A 17020-nucleotide genomic window follows, 5' to 3' on the forward strand; every position below is an offset into this window, starting at 1 on the left:
GCAAGGGTCGCGGCAAGGCAATAGATGCCTTGCCGCTCGGTGGCGTTACTGGGAAGGGATCAGTGCGTTGCGGCAGCGGCTGGACGGCTGTCCAGCGCGCGGCTGAGCAGCTCGACATTGCCCAGCGAAAGCAGATGGGCGTAGATCAGCCCAAGATCGCCCGAACGCGCCAGATCCTGGAGCGCCTTGCCCTTCAATTCGCGCAGCTTCTGCTCATCGACCACAAAGAAGCCATCCAGCGAGAAGCCCTCGCCCAGCGCGGTCTGCACGTTCACCTGCCGCGGCACCAGCAGCCCATGGCTGGCCAGCGCCGCACTGAAGGCACGCGTACGCGCCAGATGCGCCTGGTACTCCTGCAGGAACTGCAGTGCGTTGCTCAGCAGCGGGCTGTCCTTGCCCTCGTCATCGAACAGCGGCGCACCTTCCTCGCCACCTTCGCGGATACCCGCATAGGCCTCATCCAGGCACACGGTGAAGTCGCTGCCCTTCTCATCGTGTTCGGCAAGCACGAAGGGATAGCGGCGCAGGAACGCCGGGACGTAGGCCCCTTCGGCCCAGCTGCCCTGCGCATCGACCATCAGGTTCTGGCCGGCGCGCAGGCCCAGCAGTGCGGCGGGTACCACCGCGTCGGCGCTGTTGCCGGCGAACAGGATCGGGTACTCGCGGGCGACCGGCGCGAACTCCACACAGGCCAGCGGTACGGAATTGAGCGCGGTGGCGAAGGCGAAATCGCCTGGGGTGGCCACCACGCGGTGGTTGCGATGGGCAACGCGGTTGAGCTGGATCGGACGTTCGTAGATGAGCAGCTGCTTCATGGTGGTTCCCCCTGGAGTGCAAAAAGTGCCCCTTTGCCTAACAACCGTGGAAAGCAGCGCCGTCCCATCAGTCAGCAGGCAATTCGTCACACTTTTTAAATGAACGCGTTCACAAACCACCAGGCACCACGCGCCATCGGACCTATGCGCCTTCCCGCCCCATGAGACCCATCCCCATCCCCATCCCCATCCCCATCCATCGCAGCGCGCGCCGTCGTGGCGCGCACCTTCTTCCGGCCCGCCTTTGCCGGCACGGCCATTGCGCGTCATCCTGGTGATGCGCCCTCAGACGAACATGCCGCCCGACGCCTCCACCCGCTGCGCATTGATCCATGCCGTCTGCGGCGACAGCAGCGCCACCGCCACCGGGCCGATGTCATCGGGCTTGCCAGGACGGCCCATCGCGGTCACCGAGGACACCATCGCGTTGACCTGCGCATCGTCGCGCACGCGGCCGCCGCCGAAGTCGGTCTCGATCGCGCCCGGGGCCAGCGTGTTGGCACTGATGCCACGTGCGCCCAGCTCCTTGGCCAGGTAACGGGTAAACACTTCGATGCCGCCTTTCATCATCGCGTAGGCCGAACTGCCCGGCAGCGAGAACCGCGCCAGCCCGCTGGACACGTTGAGGATGCGACCGCCGTCGGCGATCAGCGGCAGCACCGCCTGGGTCAGGAAGTAGGGCCCCTTCAGATGCACGGCGACCAGTGCATCGAACTGGTCGACCGTGGTGTCGGCGATCATCGCGTGCAGGCCTTCGCCGGCGTTGTTGAGCAGCCCCTGCAGATGGGACTCGCCCCAGCCCTCCAGCACGCTGCGAACCTGGCCGGCGAAGGCAGCGAAGCCGGCGCTGTCGGCCATGTCCAACGGAATCGCGGCGGCACGGCGCCCCAACGCGTTGATGCGGGCGACCGCCTCCTGAGCGGCCTCGGCCTGGCTGCGGTAGGTGAGGATGATGTCGGCGCCATCGGCCGCCAGTGCGAGGGCGGCGTTGCGGCCGAGGCCACGGCTGCCGCCGGTGATCAGAACGACTCGGGTTGTCTTGCTCATGTCAGTGCACCTGCCTGGGGAATGGGAGACCAGCGTATTGGTGTTGCAGGGCTGCATAAATCGGCAGATGCTGATTTGACTGTCCATACATCACGAACAATCAATGGATCGCCTCGATCAACTGCGCTGCTTCCTGCGGGTCGCCGAACTGGGCTCGTTCACCGGCGCGGCCGACAGCCTCGGCCTGCCCAAGGCCAGCGTATCGCTGGCGGTGCAACGTCTGGAGGCGGAGGTCGGCGTACAGCTGCTGCACCGGACCACGCGCCGGGTGCAGCTCACCGCTGATGGTGCCCAGTTCCAGACCCGCGCCCACGATCTGCTGCATGACATGGACGACCTGCAGGGCATGTTCCGGGTCGATACCAGCCAGTTGAAGGGCCGCCTGCGGGTGGACATGTCCAGTGGGCTGGCCCGGCAGTTGGTGATCCCACAGCTGCCGAGCTTCCTCGCGCAGCATCCGGGGGTGGAGATCGAGCTGAGCGGTACCGACCGCCGGGTCGATCTGATCCGCGAGGGGTTCGACTGTGTGCTGCGGGTCGGCCCGCTGGATGACAACACGCTGGTGGCCCGCCCGCTGGGACGGCTGCCGATCGTCAACTGCGCCAGTCCCGCGTACCTGGCCGCGCGCGGTATACCGGTCACGCTGGATGATCTGGCCGGCCATGCGCTGGTGCACTACGTGGGCACTCTGGGCCAGCGCTCGCCCGGCTTCGAGTACCACGATGGCGAGGGCTATCGCAGCCTGCCGATGCGCGGCGCGGTGACGGTCAACAGTGGCGACGGGTATACCGCTGCGGCGCTGGCCGGACTGGGGATCATCCAGGTGCCCCGGCTGGGCGTCCGGCGCGCGCTGGCGGACGGCACGCTGGTGGAGATCCTGCCGGACTGTCTGGCCGAGCCGATGCCGGTCTCCCTTCTGTACGCCCAGCGCCGCCATCTGCCGCGCCGGGTCGCGGCGTTCATGGAATGGGCGGCCACGGTGATCCGGCCGGAGCTGCTGCCGCAGGCGTGAGAGCGCGATGCGCGCCCAATCTGAATGAAACCGCACCTTCTCGCACATTTCCGCACACATGCGCACGAGAGTCGTCGTTTCGTGCTAAGGTTCGCTCCAGATACAGGCGCATACGTGCACGTTCGTGCATGTTCAGGCAAGCCGCCGCCGCGCCTCCGCCCTGAACCGAGGTTACCCATGACTACCCAGGACGCCCTGCCGGGCGAGCGCCAACAGACCATCCTTCGCCTGCTGCGCGAACACGGCCGCGTGATGTCGGCCCAGCTGGCCGTCGAACTGCAGGTCTCGGAGGATTCGATCCGCCGTGACCTGCGTGAGCTGGCCGCGCAGGGTCTGTGCCGCAAGGTGCATGGCGGCGCACTGCCGGCGGCCCCGGCGTTTCCGGCGCTGGCCGAGCGCCACGAAAAGAACCATGACCGCAAGCTCGCGTTGGCCCGGATCGCCGCCGCGCAGGTGCTGCCCGGTGAGCTGGTGTTTCTCGACGCCGGTTCGACCAACAGCGTGATTGCCAGTTGCCTGCCCGCGGATCAGGGCGTGCGCGTGGTGACCAACGCCCCGGATATCGCGCTGGCCTTGATGGCGCGTCCGGGCATCGAGGTCAGCCTGGTCGGCGGCCGCATGGACCCGCGCATCGGCGCGACGGTGGGCGCGCAGGCGCTGGAAGCGGTCGCCGCGCTGCGCGTGGACGTGTGCTTTGTCGGCACCTGCGCGGTGGATGCCGACGCTGGCATCTGGGCGGTGGATGGCGAGGAAGCAACGCTCAAGCGCGCCCTGCTCGCCGCGAGCAGCCGCTGCGTGGTGGTGGCCACGAACGACAAGCTGGGTGCGCAGGCCTCGCACCGGATCGGTGATGTGGACCAGATCGATCTGCTGGTCGTCGAGGCCGACGCGCCGCCTGCACAGGTCGCCGCGTTCGAGCGTCGTGGCGTTGCTCTCCAGCGCGCCGCGCAGCACTGAGGTCCGGACCCATGTCGACACTTTCCGCGCCCTCGTCCCTCCTCGCCCGCGGCCAGCAGCACGCCACCCGCGCCGCCTTCTTCCTGCCCGGCTTCGCCACCGCCGCCTGGGCGCCGCTGGTCCCGTTCGCCAAGAACCGCACCGGTCTGGATGAAGGCTCACTCGGCCTGGTGCTGCTGTGCCTGGGCGCCGGTTCGCTGCTGGCGATGCCGATCGCGGGCATGCTCGCCGCACGCCACGGCTGCCGCGCCGTCATAATCGCCACGCTGGTGATGGTGATCGCCACCCTGCCCCTGCTGGCCATCGCGCCCTCGCCAGTGACCCTGGGCCTGGTGCTGTTCGTGTTCGGTGCCGGCGTCGGCGCCTGCGACTGCGTGATGAACATGCAGGCGATCATGGTGGAGCGCGACAGCGGCCGGCCGATGATGTCCGGCTTCCATGCCTTCTACAGCATCGGCGGTGCGGTCGGCGCCGGTGCGATGACCGCCCTGCTGGCGCTTCACCTGCCGCCGTGGCTGGTGTGCCTGCTGGCCTCGGCGGTGATGGCCGCGCTGCTGGCCATCTCGCTGCCGTACTGGCGGACCGACAAGGCACCCAGCGATGCGCCGATGTTCGCGGTGCCGCACGGCGTGGTGCTGGCGATCGGCGTGCTGTGTTTCGTGGCGTTCCTGGCCGAAGGCGCGGTGCTGGACTGGAGCGCGGTGTTCCTGCATGAAGTGCAGCACGTAGATCCCTCCCGCGCCGGCCTCGGTTATCTGGCCTTTGCCATCGCGATGACGATCACCCGGCTGGTCGGCGATGGCGTGGTGGCCAGGCTCGGCCGCCATCGTTCGATCCTGATCGGCAGCCTGGTGGCGGCATCCGGCTTCGCCCTGGCAACGTTCGCCACCTGGATGCCACTGGCATTGTGCGGCTATGCGCTGGTGGGCCTGGGCTGCGCGAACATCGTGCCGGCGCTGTTCTCGATGGCGGGCAACCAGAAGGTCATGCCCGAGAGTCTGGCCATCCCGGCCATCACCACGCTCGGGTATGCCGGCGTGTTGGCCGGCCCGGCACTGATCGGGTTCGTCGCGCAGGCCAGCAGCCTGGTGTTCGCCTTCAGTGCGGTGGCGGTGACGCTGGTCTGCATCGGCCTGGCGGCACGCTGGGTGCGGGCCTGAGGGACGTGCGCAGCGATGGCGTTACCATCGGGTCACTGCTTCCCGGATGCGCGTCATGATGGCCTTGCCCTTCGATCCCCGCCCGCGTCGCGCCGCCTTCCGTGCGCTGCATGAGGACGGCTGCTTCGTGCTGCCCAACCCGTGGGATGCAGGCAGCGCACGTTACCTGCACAGTCTCGGCTTCCAGGCGTTGGCCTCTACCAGCTCCGGCTATGCATGGAGCCAGGCCCAGGCCGATGGCACGCTGACGCTGGACGAAACCGTTGCCCACCTGCACAGCCTCGCGGCCGCCACCCCATTGCCACTGAACGCCGATTTCGGCGATGGCTTCGGCACGCTGGACGCGGTGGGCGGCAACGTCATCCGCGCCATCGCCACCGGCGTGGCCGGTATCTCCATCGAGGATGCCAGCCCGGATCCGGCGCATCCGTTGCGCCCGCTGGACGATGCGGTAGCACGGGTCCGTGCCGCGCGACGCGCGATCGACGCGTCCGGTGAGGACGTGCTGCTGATCGGCCGCGCCGAGAACTTCTTCGTCGGCCGCCCCGACCTGGACGATGCGATCACCCGCCTGCGTGCCTACGCCGAGGCCGGTGCGGATTGCCTGTATGCGCCCGGGATCACCACCCGGGAGCAGATCGAAGCGGTGGTGGCCGCGGTGGCGCCGCGACCGGTCAACCTGCTGGTCGGCAGCGCATCGCCGTTCACTCTGCAGGACATCGCCGGCATGGGCGTGCGCCGGGTCAGTGTCGGAGGTGCGATGGCGCGCACCGCCTGGGGCGGGATGATGCGGGCCTCGCAGCTGCTGATGGACGAAGGCCGCTTCGACGGGTTCGCCGATGCGGCCTCCGGGGCGGTGCTGAATCAGTTGTTCCGCTGATCGGAATCAGTGGCTCGACAGCACCACCACCGCACCGGTGACCAGCGCAATGCCCACCCAGCCGATCGGGCGCAGGCGGTTGCCGAACAGCACGCGCCCGCAGAGGGCGGTACCGATCACCCCGATGGCGCCCCACATCGCATAGGCCGTGGCCAGGTCCATGGTCTTGACCGCCTGGCCGAGCAGCGCGAAGGCGATCCAGACCAGCACGATCGCGGCCAAACCCCACACCGGCTTACGAAAGCCATCGGATTTGGCCACCATCATGTTGGCGGCGATGTCGATCAGTGCCGAGCACAGCACGAACAGGAAGGCGGTGAGGTTCATGACGTGTGCGCCTCGCCGAGGGTGACGCAGACGATGCCGACCGCCGCCATCACCAGCCCGATCATCTGCTGCACGGACAGGCTGTCCTTGAACACGACAATGCCGACCACCGTCAGCAGCGTCAGGCCCAGGCCTTCCCACACGGCGTAGGCCACGCCCACCGCGATACCGCGCACCGACAGCGCCAGAAAGTAATACGAAATGGCCAGGGCGACGGCCATCACGGCATAGCCCAGATAGCCGCCATGACGGGCGGCATCGGCCATGAACGAGGTACCGACCACTTCGGCGACGATCGCCACGGTCAGGCAGGCCCAGGCGATCAGACCGCCACGGGCACGGGATTGCGAATGCACCTGTGTGTGCATGGAAAGCTCCTTGGATTCACCTACGTCGCTGTTGGCCGGGTGCTCTGTGTGATGACGCCGGAGCGACGCGCCCATTATCATCGCCATTTCCATCAGAACAAAGATGGGATCCATCGATAAAGGCGATACATCCATGCGCTACGGCCCTGAATCCCTGCACGCCTTCGTGGAAGCAGCTGCACTCGGCTCGTTCTCCGCCGCCGCGCGGCGCCTGAAAAAGACCCAGTCGACCATCAGCACCGCGATCGCCACGCTCGAGGCCGACCTGGGACTCACGCTGTTCGACCGCAGCGGCCGCTACCCGGTCCTGACCGAGGACGGCCTCAAGGTGCTCGGCCATGCGCAGGAAATCCTCGCTGCCGCCGACCGCCTCGAACAGCTGAGCATCCGCCTTGCCGACGAGGTCGAGCCGCGCCTGAGCCTGGTGTTCTCGGACATCTATCAGCTCAACCCGGATCAGCATCTGCTGCGCCGGTTCGAGCAGCGGTTTCCGGATATCGAACTGGAATGGCTGGATGCCGAAGGCAGTGACGTGCTGGACGTGGTGCAGCGCGGGCGTGCCCATCTCGGGCTGATGCCGCATCAGCCGGCCTACCCGTCCGAACTGGCGGTGCGCGCCCTGCCCCTGCGCGCGGAGATGGCGGTGTTTGTTGCCGCCGATCACCCGCTGGCCGCTCTGCAGGCGCCGGAGGAATCGCACCTGGCCAGCCATCGCCAGATCTGCCTGAGCGGCGACGCGGCGCGCGAGGGCCATGCACGCGGCCGCACCTGGTCGGCCTCGGATTACCTGATGGTGCTGGAGATGGCCGAGGACGGCTTCGGCTGGGCCGAACTGCCGCGCGCCCTGGTGACGCGCTATGGCCGGGGCATGCTGGTGGAGCTGCCCCTGCCCGGCTGGCCGCGGCTGGTCTCCACCGATGCGGTATGGCGCAAAGGCGCGCCGCTGGGGCCAGCGGCGCTGTGGTTGCTGGATCAGTTCCTGGGGGCAGCCAACGCGTAATCGATCGCCGCGCAGATCGCCGCCACCTGGGCGTCGTTGCACTGCTGGGGGGTGGCACGCGGGCTGTCCGGATACACCTCGGTGGTGGTCGTGTATCTGGCGCCGCTGACGCTGGCGCACAGGCCCAGCTTTTCGAGCGGGTACTCGATCACCCCCGGGGCGACCACCGGGGAACCGATGATCTCGCCCTTCTCGTCGGCCGGCGCGATGTGGGTCACCCGCTCCACCGCCGCATTGACCGCGGTCTGGAACGCAGGCTGCGGGTTCTCGCTGTCATCGACAAGATAGAAACCATCGGGAATCAACCCCGGCTCGAACGGCTTGCCGTCGCGCGCGGCCAGCGCCGGGCGGAACTCGGTTTCATCGGTGTCGGTGGTTTCGTGCAGGTCGATATGCATCACGATGCTGCCGCGCAGCGGCGCGACCAGGGCGATCAGCGCGGCCGATTCAGCCGCCGGGCTGTTGGCGATGAACGAGCGGTTCGGATCGATCGCCTCGGCGTTCCAGCGCTGGATGCGCTCGTAGCCCCACGGGCTGACGCAGGGCACGACCAGCAGGTTGGCGCGCCCGGCGTAGTCCGCTGCCCGGGTCTGCAGGAACTGCAGCGCACCCTGCACGCCGCTGGTTTCGTAACCGTGGATACCGCCGGTGACCAGCATCGTCGGCAACGCCGGATTCCAGTCGCGGCTGCGCACGGCGAACAGCGGGTACTGGTCCGGGGCGTAATCGAGCGTGCCGTACTGGTTCACCTCGAACGCATCGCGCAGCGCGTCCACCGCTGGCAGCACGTCTTCGGCGTAACGCCGCTGCGGCACCTGACGGGCGCGCCACTGCGCCTTCTCCGCTGCGCCCCAGGGCTGGCCGGGGGTGCCGATAGGATAGAAGGGGGCGTTGGTCATGGCGTGCTCGGGCTGTGGCGGAAAGTCCCGATTTTATCAGCCAACACTTTCCGAATATTCATGCGGCATGCTGCGATCCTCTCGCCCTGACTCCGCCGATGCCCCACCCCATGCGCCTGCTGCTCGTAGAAGACGACCCGATGTTGTCCGCCGCCACCCAGGCGGGGCTGAGCCGGCAGGGATGGGAGGTCGCCTGTGCGGGCAGTGCGCCGGCCGCGCGCGCCGCGCTGATCGACCATGCCTTCGCCGCCGTCCTGCTCGATCTCGGCCTGCCGGGGCCGTCGGGCCTGACGGTCATCCAGTTCCTCCGCGAGCGCTACGACGACACGCCTGTGATCGTACTCACTGCACGTGGCCAACTGAGTGACCGCATCCGCGGGCTCGATGCGGGCGCGGACGACTACCTGGTCAAACCGTTCCAGCTGGACGAGCTGATTGCACGCGTGCGGGCCGTGGCACGCCGCAGCCAGGGCCGCGTGGTGCCCAAGCTCACGCATGGCGAGGTGAGCCTGGACCCGGTCGCCCGCGTGGTGACCCGCGGCACGCAGGTGATCGGGCTGACCCCGCATGAGTACGCGCTGCTGGTGGCCCTGCTCCAGCGCTGTGGCCGCGTGGTCGGGCGTGACTACCTCGAGTCCGTGGTCTACGGCGTCGATGCCGACGGCAGCCGCAGTGCGATCACCGTGCTGGTCCACCAGTTGCGCCGGAAGCTGGGCGACACCCTGATCACCACAGTCCATGGGCATGGCTACAGCATCGGAGGCCCGACGGCATGAGATCGATCAAGCGGCGCCTGTGGACTGCATTGGCAGCAGCCACCTTGCTGATCTGGTGTGTGTTCTTCGCGATGCTGGCCGCGTACTGGCAGCATGGCAGCGACAGCCCCTGGAAGGCGGGCCTGGCCCACCTGGGCGACCAGCTCCTGTTGGCCCTCCCCGATCCCGTCGCCAACGCACTGACCGCGGCGGCATCCTCCAGCACCATGCGGTCGCCGTTGCCCGCCGTCCGGGGTGACACCGGCGAGCCCGGCAACATCCTGACGGCGTTGACGCTCAACACCCTGCAACTGCTCGCCGTCGGTGTACTGCTTGGCGGCTCGGTCGTTCTGTCGCTGCGGCCGTTGAAGCGGCTGTCGGCGGAGGTCGCCCAGCGTCCCCCCTCGGACACCACGCCGATAGCGCAGGACCGCGTGCCCGGCGAAATCGCGCCGCTGATCGGGGCGTTCAACTCGCTGCTCGCGCGCGTGGAGGCGTCGATGCAGTCCGAGCGTTACTTCATCGCACAGGCCGCTCACGAATTGCGGACGCCGATGTCGGCGCTGCACACCTATGCCGAGGTCGCACTGCTGACCGATGACATCGCCGAGAAGGACGCGTTGCTGCGACGGCTGATCGATGCCGCCGCACGCACCAGTCGGCTGGCGGACCAGCTGCTGGACCAGGCGCGGCTGGAATCGGGCCCGCAACCGGCGAACTGGGTGGAGGCCGATGCGCCCGAGCTGGTCCGGCATCTGCTCGGCGAGTTCAGCGTCCAGGCCGATGCGCAGATGATCAGTCTGTTCCAGCGACTGGCGCCGTGCCGCATCCGCTGCGATATCGATGCCATCGGCATTCTGCTGCGCAACCTGGTGGACAACGCCATCCGCTATGCCGGGCGCTGCAGCATCATCGAGGTCAGAAGCGGCCATCAATGCGACGGCGACGCGCTGTACCCCTATTTGGAAGTGCTTGATGACGGCCCCGGCATCGCCGAAAGCGAACGCCCGCGTGCCTTCGAGCGCTTCTACCGCGTGCCGGGCACCACCGAGCCGGGCAGTGGCATCGGGTTGTCACTGGTGGCCACCATTGCCGGGCAACACGGCGCACGCATCGAGTGCGACAGCGGCATGGATGGGCGTGGCCTGCGCGTGCGCGTGGTCTTTCCCGCGATCATGCCGCAGCGCTGATGCACTGATCCGTTCTTCGAATATTTCCCGAACATCTGCTGCCTAGCATGCGCTGCAGGACCCGGGATGCCGGCGTCCGTTTCCCCCGATGTGGAACCGCGCCATGACTGCCTCCCGTGCTGTGCAACACCGCCGCTCCCGCGCTTCGGCAATAAGCCGCTCGGCGTGGCTGGACCTGCCCGACCTGCCTCGGCCGGCAGACGCCCGGCGCTGCCCGCGGCGATGGATGTTCACCTTGATGGCCGGCGCCTGCCTGCTCGCCTTGTTGGCACTGCTGCCGCTGCTGCTGTTCACCGGCCGCTAGTGTCGCCATGCCTCTTTCTTCGCTCTGGATACCGACCATGCCCTCGATCATCCCCTTGTTCAGCGCCCTTGTCGTTGCCATCGCCCTCACCGGCTGTGCCAGCGCCCCGCGCGTGGCTTACCCCGGCCTGCCCTCGGCCACCTACCTCAAGGCCCACGAGGGAAGCCGCGGAGACCGCCGCCCCTACGCCTACCAGTCCAATGTCCGCTGGAGCGATTACCAACGCTTCGTGCTGGAGCCCGTGGAGATCTATCCGCAGCCCGAGGCACAGTTCGAGAAGCTCAGCGATGCCGACACCCGTGTGATCAGCGACCACATGTTCCGCGCCTTTGGCGAGGCGCTCGCGACGCGCTTCGAGCCGACCCAGCAGCCAGGCCCACGCACATTGCGCGTGCAACTGGTGCTGACCGGCGCCAAGCCGACCACGCGATTCCTGAGCACGGCGATGAAGTTCGATCTGGCCGGCGCGCCTTACAACGCGGTGCAATCGGCGCGCGGACGTCCTGGCGCATTGTCGGGCTGGCTGGCCTACGCGGTGGAAATCTACGATGCGCAGACCAACCAGCTGCTCGCGGCGTACGTGGAGACCCAGTACCCGAATGCCATGAACATCAAGGCCAGCAGCGGCCGCCTGAGCGCGGCGTTGACCGGCGCGGACAAGGGAGCCGAGGCACTGATGGCCTCGTTGCGCTGACCGGACCTACTGGCGCGACTGCGCCCGGACCGCCTCATCGACCGGCATATCACCCTCGGTGAGTTCGATGATCGTCCGCCGCACCTGCGGATGTTCCACCAGCACCACCAACGTGGCGGCCACATCCGCACGCGGCACATCGCCGTATGCGATCGCCGGGCCGGCCGTGACGCGGCCGGTGCCCGGCGCATCGCTCAAGGTGCCCGGGCGCAGGATCACCCAGTCCAGATCGGTCGCGGCCAGATACACATCGGCGCGCTTCTTGACCGTCATGTAATTCTCGAAACCCTCGCCCATCCCCTTGTTGCGGCCCGCTTCCGGGAATGCCGAGACCAGCAGGAAGCGGCGCACGCCCGCCTGCCGGGTGGCATCCACGGCCAGTTCAAGGCCGCGGCCATCGATGGCGTTGGTCACTTCCACCCCTGCGCCACCGGCACCGGCCGTGAAAACAACCACGTCACTGCCGCGCATCTGGCCGGCCAGCGTGCCCACGTCGATGGCGGTGAGATCACCGGTGACCGGCGTTGCGCCGAGGTCGCTCAGTTCAGTGCCCTGCTCGGCGCGGCGATGCAGCGCACGTACGTGATGCTGTTTGTCGGCCAACTGCTTGACCAGGTGACGGCCGACCTTGCCGGCCGCGCCGACGATGAAAACGGTACTCAAGACGGTTCTCCTGTTTCAATCGGCCTACGAGGGTACGCAGGTGGATGTGACACGACCGTCCCCATCGCGGGGCATGGTTCAGTTGCCGCTGTACTGCGCGTCGCTGACCTGCTCCATCCACGTCACCGGTGAGCCATCGACCGCTTCGGCGATCGCGATATGCGTCATCGCGGTGGCAGCCTTGGCACCATGCCAATGTTTGACGCCCGGCGGAATCCAGACGATGTCGCCCGGACGGATCTCCCGTACGGCTTTGCCCCATTCCTGCACGCTGCCGATGCCCGCGGTGACGATCAGCGTCTGGCCCAGCGGGTGGGTGTGCCACGCGGTGCGTGCGCCGGGCTCGAAGGTGACCGTGGCCCCGCCGACGCGCGCAGGCGCATCGGTCTGGAACGGTGCATCGATGCGCACACGACCGGTGAAGTAGTCCGCCGGGCCCGCGGCGGAGGCGGCGGTGCCCGCGCTGGTGATGCGGATCGGTGCCGTTTCGGCGGGCACGACGGCGGCCATCGAAAGCGACAGTGCGGCAGTGAACAGGTCCATGGAGGCCTCTCCTGAAGGAACGGCGGCGCCCGCCGGGGACACCCACTGTAGGCCTGCCCCCGCACGGGCACTAGCCGCCCCGATCGGCATGCAGCCATAACTGCAGCTCATCAATCACGAAACAAAGCCGCTTGAGTTCATCAGTCGGCCGCGCTCATCATGGGCGCGCATGACTGCCATGCGCCCTTGGCCCTGCCCCATGGCCCGCGAGAATTTCAACGATCTGCAGGTGTTCGTCACCGTCGCGCGCGAACGCAGCTTCACCCGTGCGGCGGCGCAGTTGGGTGTCTCGCAATCCGCGCTCAGCCACACCGTGCGCGGGCTGGAAGAGCGCCTCGGCGTGCGCCTGCTGACCCGGACCACACGCAGCGTCTCCATGACCGAGGCCGGTGAACGGCTGTACGACACCGTGGCGCCGCGCATGCAGGAGATCGAGGCCGAGGTCGCCGCGATAAGCGAGTACCGTGACCGGCCCGCTGGCACGATCCGCATCACCACGGCCGAGCATGCCGCCAACACGCTCGTCTGGCCCCGGCTGTCCGCCGTGCTGCCCGCCTACCCCGACCTGCATGTGGAACTGACCATCGACTATGGCCTGGCCGACATCGTCGCCCAGCGCTACGACATCGGCATCCGTTTGGGCGGCCGCGTGGCCAAGGACATGATTGCCGTGCCGATCAGCCCGCCGCTGCGCATGGCGATCGTGGCCAGCCCGGCCTACTTCGCCACGCATGCCGCGCCGCAGCTGCCGGCCGACCTGGCCGCGCACAACTGCATCGGGCTGCGCCTGCCCACCCACGGCGGGCTGATGGTGTGGGATCTGGAGAAGGACGGCGAGGAAGTGAACGTGCGCGTGGATGGTCAGTGGACCTTCAACGGCAGCAGCGCGATCCATCGTGCCGCACTGGTGGGTGCGGGCCTGGCCTATCTGCCCGAGGACATGGTGCTTGATGACATCGCCGCCGGCACCTTGCGGCGTGTCATGGAGGACTGGTGCGACCCGTTCGACGGGTACTACGCCTACTATCCCAGCCGCCGGCAATCCTCGAGCGCGATGAAGGTCGTGATCGAGGCGTTGCGCGCAGGCCGGTAGAACCGACCGTGTACATCAGGGACGCAGCAGCACCTTGCCGTTGCGGCCCGGCTCCAGGCTGGCCTTGGCGGCAGCGGCCACCTCGTCCAGCCCGAACACGCCGTCCACCGGCAGGCTCAATCCACCGCGCGCGGCCAGCTGCAGCAGTTCGCCAACGAGGCGACGCTTGTCCTCCGGCGCCATGGCCTGGCTGACCCTGCTGCCCCAGAAGCCCTTCACCGTGGCCTGCTTGAAGATCACATCGCCCGAACTGAGCTGCATCGGCTCGCCGGTCATCGAGCCGAACGAGACCAGCGTGCCGCCATCGCCCAGCAGCGTCATCAGCTCGCTGCTGGCGCGTCCGCCGACCGAATCCACGGCGGCGGCGATCGGGGCCTTGCCGACCTTGGCCTGCACCTGCGCCATCCAGTCCGACTGCGCGGTGGAGATGGTGTGGTCGATGCCGAGCTCGGCCATCTCGGCCACGCCGGCATCGCGCCGCACCAGGTTGATGCAGTGCACCCCACGCGCCTTGGCCAGCATCGCCAAGGCCTTGCCGACCGCGCCATTGGCCGCGTTCTGGAGGATCCACTGGCCCTCCTTCACCTGCAGGAATTCCAGCAGCATCAGCGCACTCAGCGGCATGGCGATCAGCTGCGCGGCCGTGTTGTCATCGATGCTGTCCGGCATGGGGATGACCATGCGCGCCGGCGCGATGAAGGACTCGGCCCAGGTGCCATGCACCGAGGCGGCGCTGACCCGCTGGCCGATCTTCAGGCCCTCGACGCCCTCGCCCAGCGCCTCGATCACACCGGTGCCTTCGCTGCCGCCGACCGCGGGCAGCTCGGGCTTGTAGCCGTACTGGCCACGCACGGTCCACAGGTCGTGGTTGTGGATGGGCGCCAGCACGGTACGGATCCGCACCTCACCGGCCGCGGGGGTCGGCGGCGGCACATCGCCGCCGTGCAGGACCTGGGTCGGATCGCCAAAGGCGGTATGGATGGCAGCGCGCATCAGCCGCGCTCCTTCATCAACATGGTCATGAGGGGTCTCCTGCAGAAAGAATCAACGGCGATGACGGTGCGCGGCGACGATGGCGCGCGGCTGGCGGTAAGCGCGTACGCGCAGCCAGACCGTCTGGATCACCACGATGATGATCAGCACCAGCGCCAGGGTGGCGATGTTGGCCGCGCCCGGCAGATCCCAGCCGGACTGCTTGACGTACATCCCGGCCAGCGCCCAGATCACGGCCGCCGGATAGGCGAAGTGCCCGCGCAGCAGCTGGTTGACCACCAGCACCAGCAGCGTGGCCAGGACCAGCAGCACCAGGCTCCAGCCGAGCATGTTGTCGGTCGGCAGCCAGCGGTAGGCGACGATCACCTGGGCGGTATTGAGGTAGGCCGCCAACGACAGCCAGCCGGCGTGCAGCCCGAGCGGGTATGCCGCCCAGGCACGCTGACCGCCCGGGGCGGTGATCGGCGAGGCGCGGTAGGCGGCCACAATCAGGCAGAGCAAGGCGGCCCAGATGATGGCCAGCGCCGGCAGGAACCACTGGTTGGAGAACACCGGCATCCAGACGGCGGTCAGCGCGAAGCCCGCCGCGGCCCAGGGGCGAACCCCGATGATGTCCGGCTTGCGCAGGCGCAGCTGCCAGAACCCGAACAGCGCATCCCACAGGAAGATCACGCCCCAGATCGCGAAGGCGTACCCGGCCGCGACCAGCAGCGTCGGGTACTGGTCGGAGACTGCACCGTTGGTCGGGCCGAACATGCCGGTCTGTGAGAACCACGCCACCACGGGCATGGCCAAGGCGGCCAACAACACGATCCAACGCATGCACCCACTCCAGCTGAAAAGAGCGGTGACGATACGCGGTTCAGGGTTAAGGCGTTGGGATGCCTCAGATTGCAAAGCCTTAGTAACTTAGCCTCTGCTATATTGCGGCCGTGGACATCCCGCGCCGCCCCGAGCCTCCCCCCGCCTGGTCCTCATCGACCGGGCACACCCCCAGCCTGGGCGAAATGAACGCCAGCGTCGCGGTGCCTACGGGCGGCCACTGGTGGTTCCGCCTGCTGGCCTTCCTCGGCCCGGGCTACATGATCTCGGTCGGCTACATGGACCCCGGCAACTGGGCCACGGACATCGCCGGTGGCGCGCAGTTCGGCTATCTGCTGCTCTCGGTGATCCTGCTCTCCAACCTGATGGCGATCGTGCTGCAGGGGCTGTCGGCACGCCTGGGCATCGCGACCGGGCGTGATCTGGCGCAAGCCTGCCGCGACCACTACTCACGGCCGGTGAACCTGGGGCTGTGGCTGCTGTGCGAGATCGCGATCATCGCCTGCGACCTGGCCGAGGTGATCGGCACCGCGATCGCCTTGAAGCTGTTGTTCGGCATCCCGCTGCTGGCCGGCGCGATCATCACCGCGGTGGACGTGGTGCTGGTGCTGCTGCTCATGAACCGCGGCTTCCGTGCCCTGGAAGCCTTCGTGATCGCGCTGCTGCTGGTGATCTTCGGTTGCTTTGCGATCCAGATGGTCATCGCGGCGCCGCCGCTGCAGGCAGTGCTGGCCGGGTTCATTCCGCATGCGCAGGTGGTGACCGATCCCAAGGCGCTGTACCTGGCGATCGGCATCATCGGTGCCACCGTGATGCCGCACAACCTGTATCTCCACTCTTCCATCGTGCAGACCCGCGCTTACCCGCGCACCGATGCCGGGCGCCGCAGTGCACTGCGCTGGGCGGTGACGGACAGCACCATCGCCTTGATGCTCGCACTGTTCATCAACGCTTCGATCCTGATCCTGGCCGCCGCCGTGTTCCATGCGCAGGGCCGTACCGACGTGCAGGAGATCGAGCAGGCGTATGAGCTGCTGGCGCCGATGCTCGGCCTCGGGCTGGCCTCGACCCTGTTCGCGGTCGCCCTGCTCGCCTCGGGCATCAACTCTACCGTGACGGCGACGCTGGCCGGCCAGATCGTGATGGAGGGTTTCCTGCGCCTGCGGATCGCCCCGTGGGCGCGGCGGCTGATCACCCGCGGCATCGCGATCGTGCCGGTGGTGGTGGTGACCGCGATCTATGGCGAGCAAGGCACCGCGCGCTTGCTGGTGCTGAGCCAGGTGCTGCTCTCGATGCAGTTGCCGTTCGCAGTGGTGCCGCTGGTGCGGTTCGTCTCGGACAAGGCCAAGATGGGGGCGCTGGTGGCGCCACGCTGGCTGATCGTGCTGTCGTGGCTGATCGGCGGGTTGATCATCGTGTTGAACGTGAAACTTCTCGTGGATGTGTGGCGGGGCTGAGGCCTGGCCACTTGACCTCAACGTTGGTTGAGGTGGCACAG

The 17020-nt window shown here is 67.9% G+C and carries 20 protein-coding genes; 11 read left to right on the plus strand and 9 right to left on the minus strand.

The features are described from left to right. Window positions 1–59: 59 nt before the first annotated feature. Together ACWV8V_RS06465 and ACWV8V_RS06470 are read right to left on the minus strand one after the other, a co-directional pair. Entirely contained in the window at window positions 60–815 is a 756-nt protein-coding gene (locus ACWV8V_RS06465; RefSeq protein ID WP_455899265.1) for a SapC family protein, read from the minus strand. 285 nt (window positions 816–1100) lie between these two features. Beyond that, complete coding sequence (locus tag ACWV8V_RS06470; RefSeq protein ID WP_455899266.1) at window positions 1101–1862, minus strand: SDR family NAD(P)-dependent oxidoreductase; 762 nt, start codon at window positions 1860–1862, stop codon at window positions 1101–1103. A gap of 103 nt (window positions 1863–1965) precedes the next feature. Between ACWV8V_RS06470 and ACWV8V_RS06475 the strand changes: the two genes are divergently transcribed. The 4 genes from ACWV8V_RS06475 to ACWV8V_RS06490 all read left to right on the plus strand — a co-directional run bounded on the left by ACWV8V_RS06475 (window position 1966) and on the right by ACWV8V_RS06490 (window position 5871). Further along, complete coding sequence (locus tag ACWV8V_RS06475) at window positions 1966–2874, plus strand: LysR family transcriptional regulator (RefSeq protein WP_455899267.1); 909 nt, start codon at window positions 1966–1968, stop codon at window positions 2872–2874. Window positions 2875–3051: 177 nt separating this feature from the next. Continuing rightward, entirely contained in the window at window positions 3052–3831 is a 780-nt protein-coding gene (locus tag ACWV8V_RS06480) for a DeoR/GlpR family DNA-binding transcription regulator (protein WP_121036945.1), read from the plus strand. Window positions 3832–3842: 11 nt separating this feature from the next. Continuing rightward, complete coding sequence (locus ACWV8V_RS06485) at window positions 3843–4991, plus strand: MFS transporter (protein WP_455899268.1); 1149 nt, start codon at window positions 3843–3845, stop codon at window positions 4989–4991. A gap of 55 nt (window positions 4992–5046) precedes the next feature. Continuing rightward, window positions 5047–5871, plus strand: coding sequence for an isocitrate lyase/PEP mutase family protein (locus tag ACWV8V_RS06490; protein WP_455899269.1), 825 nt, complete (start codon window positions 5047–5049; stop codon window positions 5869–5871). A gap of 6 nt (window positions 5872–5877) precedes the next feature. Here the strand turns inward: ACWV8V_RS06490 and ACWV8V_RS06495 are convergent, their stop codons facing one another. Further along, window positions 5878–6198: a DMT family transporter gene (locus ACWV8V_RS06495; RefSeq protein WP_455899270.1), complete on the minus strand. Its 321-nt coding sequence runs from the start codon at window positions 6196–6198 to the stop codon at window positions 5878–5880. Continuing rightward, window positions 6195–6566: a DMT family transporter gene (locus ACWV8V_RS06500; protein WP_259259911.1), complete on the minus strand. Its 372-nt coding sequence runs from the start codon at window positions 6564–6566 to the stop codon at window positions 6195–6197. Before ACWV8V_RS06500 ends, ACWV8V_RS06495 begins: the two co-directional genes overlap by 4 nt. Window positions 6567–6699: 133 nt before the next feature. Here ACWV8V_RS06500 and ACWV8V_RS06505 point away from each other — a divergent pair, with 133 nt between their 5' ends. Further along, entirely contained in the window at window positions 6700–7566 is an 867-nt protein-coding gene (locus ACWV8V_RS06505; RefSeq protein WP_455899271.1) for a LysR family transcriptional regulator, read from the plus strand. On the opposite strand, the gene ACWV8V_RS06510 is transcribed toward ACWV8V_RS06505, so the two are convergent. Continuing rightward, complete coding sequence (locus ACWV8V_RS06510) at window positions 7539–8465, minus strand: M14 family metallopeptidase (RefSeq protein ID WP_455899272.1); 927 nt, start codon at window positions 8463–8465, stop codon at window positions 7539–7541. The two genes, ACWV8V_RS06505 and ACWV8V_RS06510, sit on opposite strands and share 28 nt — an antisense overlap. A gap of 110 nt (window positions 8466–8575) precedes the next feature. Between ACWV8V_RS06510 and ACWV8V_RS06515 the strand changes: the two genes are divergently transcribed. The 4 genes from ACWV8V_RS06515 to ACWV8V_RS06530 all read left to right on the plus strand — a co-directional run bounded on the left by ACWV8V_RS06515 (window position 8576) and on the right by ACWV8V_RS06530 (window position 11408). After that, window positions 8576–9241, plus strand: a complete 666-nt coding sequence (locus ACWV8V_RS06515; protein WP_259259908.1) for a response regulator transcription factor — start codon at window positions 8576–8578, stop codon at window positions 9239–9241. Beyond that, window positions 9238–10410 carry an ATP-binding protein gene (locus ACWV8V_RS06520; protein ID WP_259259907.1) on the plus strand — a complete coding sequence of 391 codons (1173 nt, stop codon included), beginning with the start codon at window positions 9238–9240 and terminating at the stop codon, window positions 10408–10410. Before ACWV8V_RS06515 ends, ACWV8V_RS06520 begins: the two co-directional genes overlap by 4 nt. 103 nt (window positions 10411–10513) lie before the next feature. Beyond that, complete coding sequence (locus tag ACWV8V_RS06525; protein ID WP_455899273.1) at window positions 10514–10714, plus strand: hypothetical protein; 201 nt, start codon at window positions 10514–10516, stop codon at window positions 10712–10714. A gap of 37 nt (window positions 10715–10751) precedes the next feature. After that, window positions 10752–11408 carry a DUF3313 domain-containing protein gene (locus ACWV8V_RS06530; RefSeq protein WP_455899274.1) on the plus strand — a complete coding sequence of 219 codons (657 nt, stop codon included), beginning with the start codon at window positions 10752–10754 and terminating at the stop codon, window positions 11406–11408. Window positions 11409–11414: 6 nt separating this feature from the next. Here ACWV8V_RS06530 and ACWV8V_RS06535 read toward each other — a convergent pair whose 3' ends face one another. Both ACWV8V_RS06535 and ACWV8V_RS06540 read right to left on the minus strand, forming a co-directional pair. After that, window positions 11415–12071, minus strand: coding sequence for an SDR family oxidoreductase (locus ACWV8V_RS06535; RefSeq protein WP_455899275.1), 657 nt, complete (start codon window positions 12069–12071; stop codon window positions 11415–11417). 78 nt (window positions 12072–12149) lie between these two features. Then, a complete protein-coding gene (locus ACWV8V_RS06540; protein ID WP_455899276.1) occupies window positions 12150–12614 on the minus strand; it encodes a (R)-mandelonitrile lyase in 465 nt (154 codons plus the stop codon). A gap of 199 nt (window positions 12615–12813) precedes the next feature. Here ACWV8V_RS06540 and ACWV8V_RS06545 point away from each other — a divergent pair, with 199 nt between their 5' ends. Next, complete coding sequence (locus tag ACWV8V_RS06545; protein WP_259259902.1) at window positions 12814–13707, plus strand: LysR family transcriptional regulator; 894 nt, start codon at window positions 12814–12816, stop codon at window positions 13705–13707. A 15-nt stretch (window positions 13708–13722) separates the two neighbouring features. On the opposite strand, the gene ACWV8V_RS06550 is transcribed toward ACWV8V_RS06545, so the two are convergent. After that, entirely contained in the window at window positions 13723–14700 is a 978-nt protein-coding gene (locus ACWV8V_RS06550) for a zinc-binding dehydrogenase (protein ID WP_455899277.1), read from the minus strand. A 51-nt stretch (window positions 14701–14751) separates the two neighbouring features. Beyond that, window positions 14752–15522, minus strand: a complete 771-nt coding sequence (locus tag ACWV8V_RS06555) for a hypothetical protein (protein ID WP_455899278.1) — start codon at window positions 15520–15522, stop codon at window positions 14752–14754. A gap of 116 nt (window positions 15523–15638) precedes the next feature. On the opposite strand from ACWV8V_RS06555, the gene ACWV8V_RS06560 reads away from it, so the two are divergent. Further along, window positions 15639–16979, plus strand: coding sequence for an Nramp family divalent metal transporter (locus ACWV8V_RS06560; protein WP_455899618.1), 1341 nt, complete (start codon window positions 15639–15641; stop codon window positions 16977–16979). The last annotated feature ends 41 nt before the right edge of the window (window positions 16980–17020 follow it).

Source organism: Stenotrophomonas sp. Ker107b (assembly GCF_053847245.1).

Excerpts from the sequence above, each read along its gene's own strand:
- ACWV8V_RS06470 (WP_455899266.1), bottom strand. The coding sequence starts at position 1,862 with ATGAGCAAGACAACCCGAGTCGTTCTGATCACCGGCGGCAGCCGTGGC.
- ACWV8V_RS06520 (WP_259259907.1), top strand. The coding sequence starts at position 9,238 with ATGAGATCGATCAAGCGGCGCCTGTGGACTGCATTGGCAGCAGCCACC.
- ACWV8V_RS06475 (WP_455899267.1), top strand. The coding sequence starts at position 1,966 with ATGGATCGCCTCGATCAACTGCGCTGCTTCCTGCGGGTCGCCGAACTG.
- ACWV8V_RS06540 (WP_455899276.1), bottom strand. The coding sequence starts at position 12,614 with ATGGACCTGTTCACTGCCGCACTGTCGCTTTCGATGGCCGCCGTCGTG.
- ACWV8V_RS06545 (WP_259259902.1), top strand. The coding sequence starts at position 12,814 with ATGGCCCGCGAGAATTTCAACGATCTGCAGGTGTTCGTCACCGTCGCG.
- ACWV8V_RS06510 (WP_455899272.1), bottom strand. The coding sequence starts at position 8,465 with ATGACCAACGCCCCCTTCTATCCTATCGGCACCCCCGGCCAGCCCTGG.
- ACWV8V_RS06515 (WP_259259908.1), top strand. The coding sequence starts at position 8,576 with ATGCGCCTGCTGCTCGTAGAAGACGACCCGATGTTGTCCGCCGCCACC.
- ACWV8V_RS06500 (WP_259259911.1), bottom strand. The coding sequence starts at position 6,566 with ATGCACACACAGGTGCATTCGCAATCCCGTGCCCGTGGCGGTCTGATC.
- ACWV8V_RS06465 (WP_455899265.1), bottom strand. The coding sequence starts at position 815 with ATGAAGCAGCTGCTCATCTACGAACGTCCGATCCAGCTCAACCGCGTT.
- ACWV8V_RS06480 (WP_121036945.1), top strand. The coding sequence starts at position 3,052 with ATGACTACCCAGGACGCCCTGCCGGGCGAGCGCCAACAGACCATCCTT.
- ACWV8V_RS06550 (WP_455899277.1), bottom strand. The coding sequence starts at position 14,700 with ATGCGCGCTGCCATCCATACCGCCTTTGGCGATCCGACCCAGGTCCTG.
- ACWV8V_RS06530 (WP_455899274.1), top strand. The coding sequence starts at position 10,752 with ATGCCCTCGATCATCCCCTTGTTCAGCGCCCTTGTCGTTGCCATCGCC.
- ACWV8V_RS06505 (WP_455899271.1), top strand. The coding sequence starts at position 6,700 with ATGCGCTACGGCCCTGAATCCCTGCACGCCTTCGTGGAAGCAGCTGCA.
- ACWV8V_RS06555 (WP_455899278.1), bottom strand. The coding sequence starts at position 15,522 with ATGCGTTGGATCGTGTTGTTGGCCGCCTTGGCCATGCCCGTGGTGGCG.
- ACWV8V_RS06490 (WP_455899269.1), top strand. The coding sequence starts at position 5,047 with ATGATGGCCTTGCCCTTCGATCCCCGCCCGCGTCGCGCCGCCTTCCGT.
- ACWV8V_RS06495 (WP_455899270.1), bottom strand. The coding sequence starts at position 6,198 with ATGAACCTCACCGCCTTCCTGTTCGTGCTGTGCTCGGCACTGATCGAC.
- ACWV8V_RS06485 (WP_455899268.1), top strand. The coding sequence starts at position 3,843 with ATGTCGACACTTTCCGCGCCCTCGTCCCTCCTCGCCCGCGGCCAGCAG.
- ACWV8V_RS06525 (WP_455899273.1), top strand. The coding sequence starts at position 10,514 with ATGACTGCCTCCCGTGCTGTGCAACACCGCCGCTCCCGCGCTTCGGCA.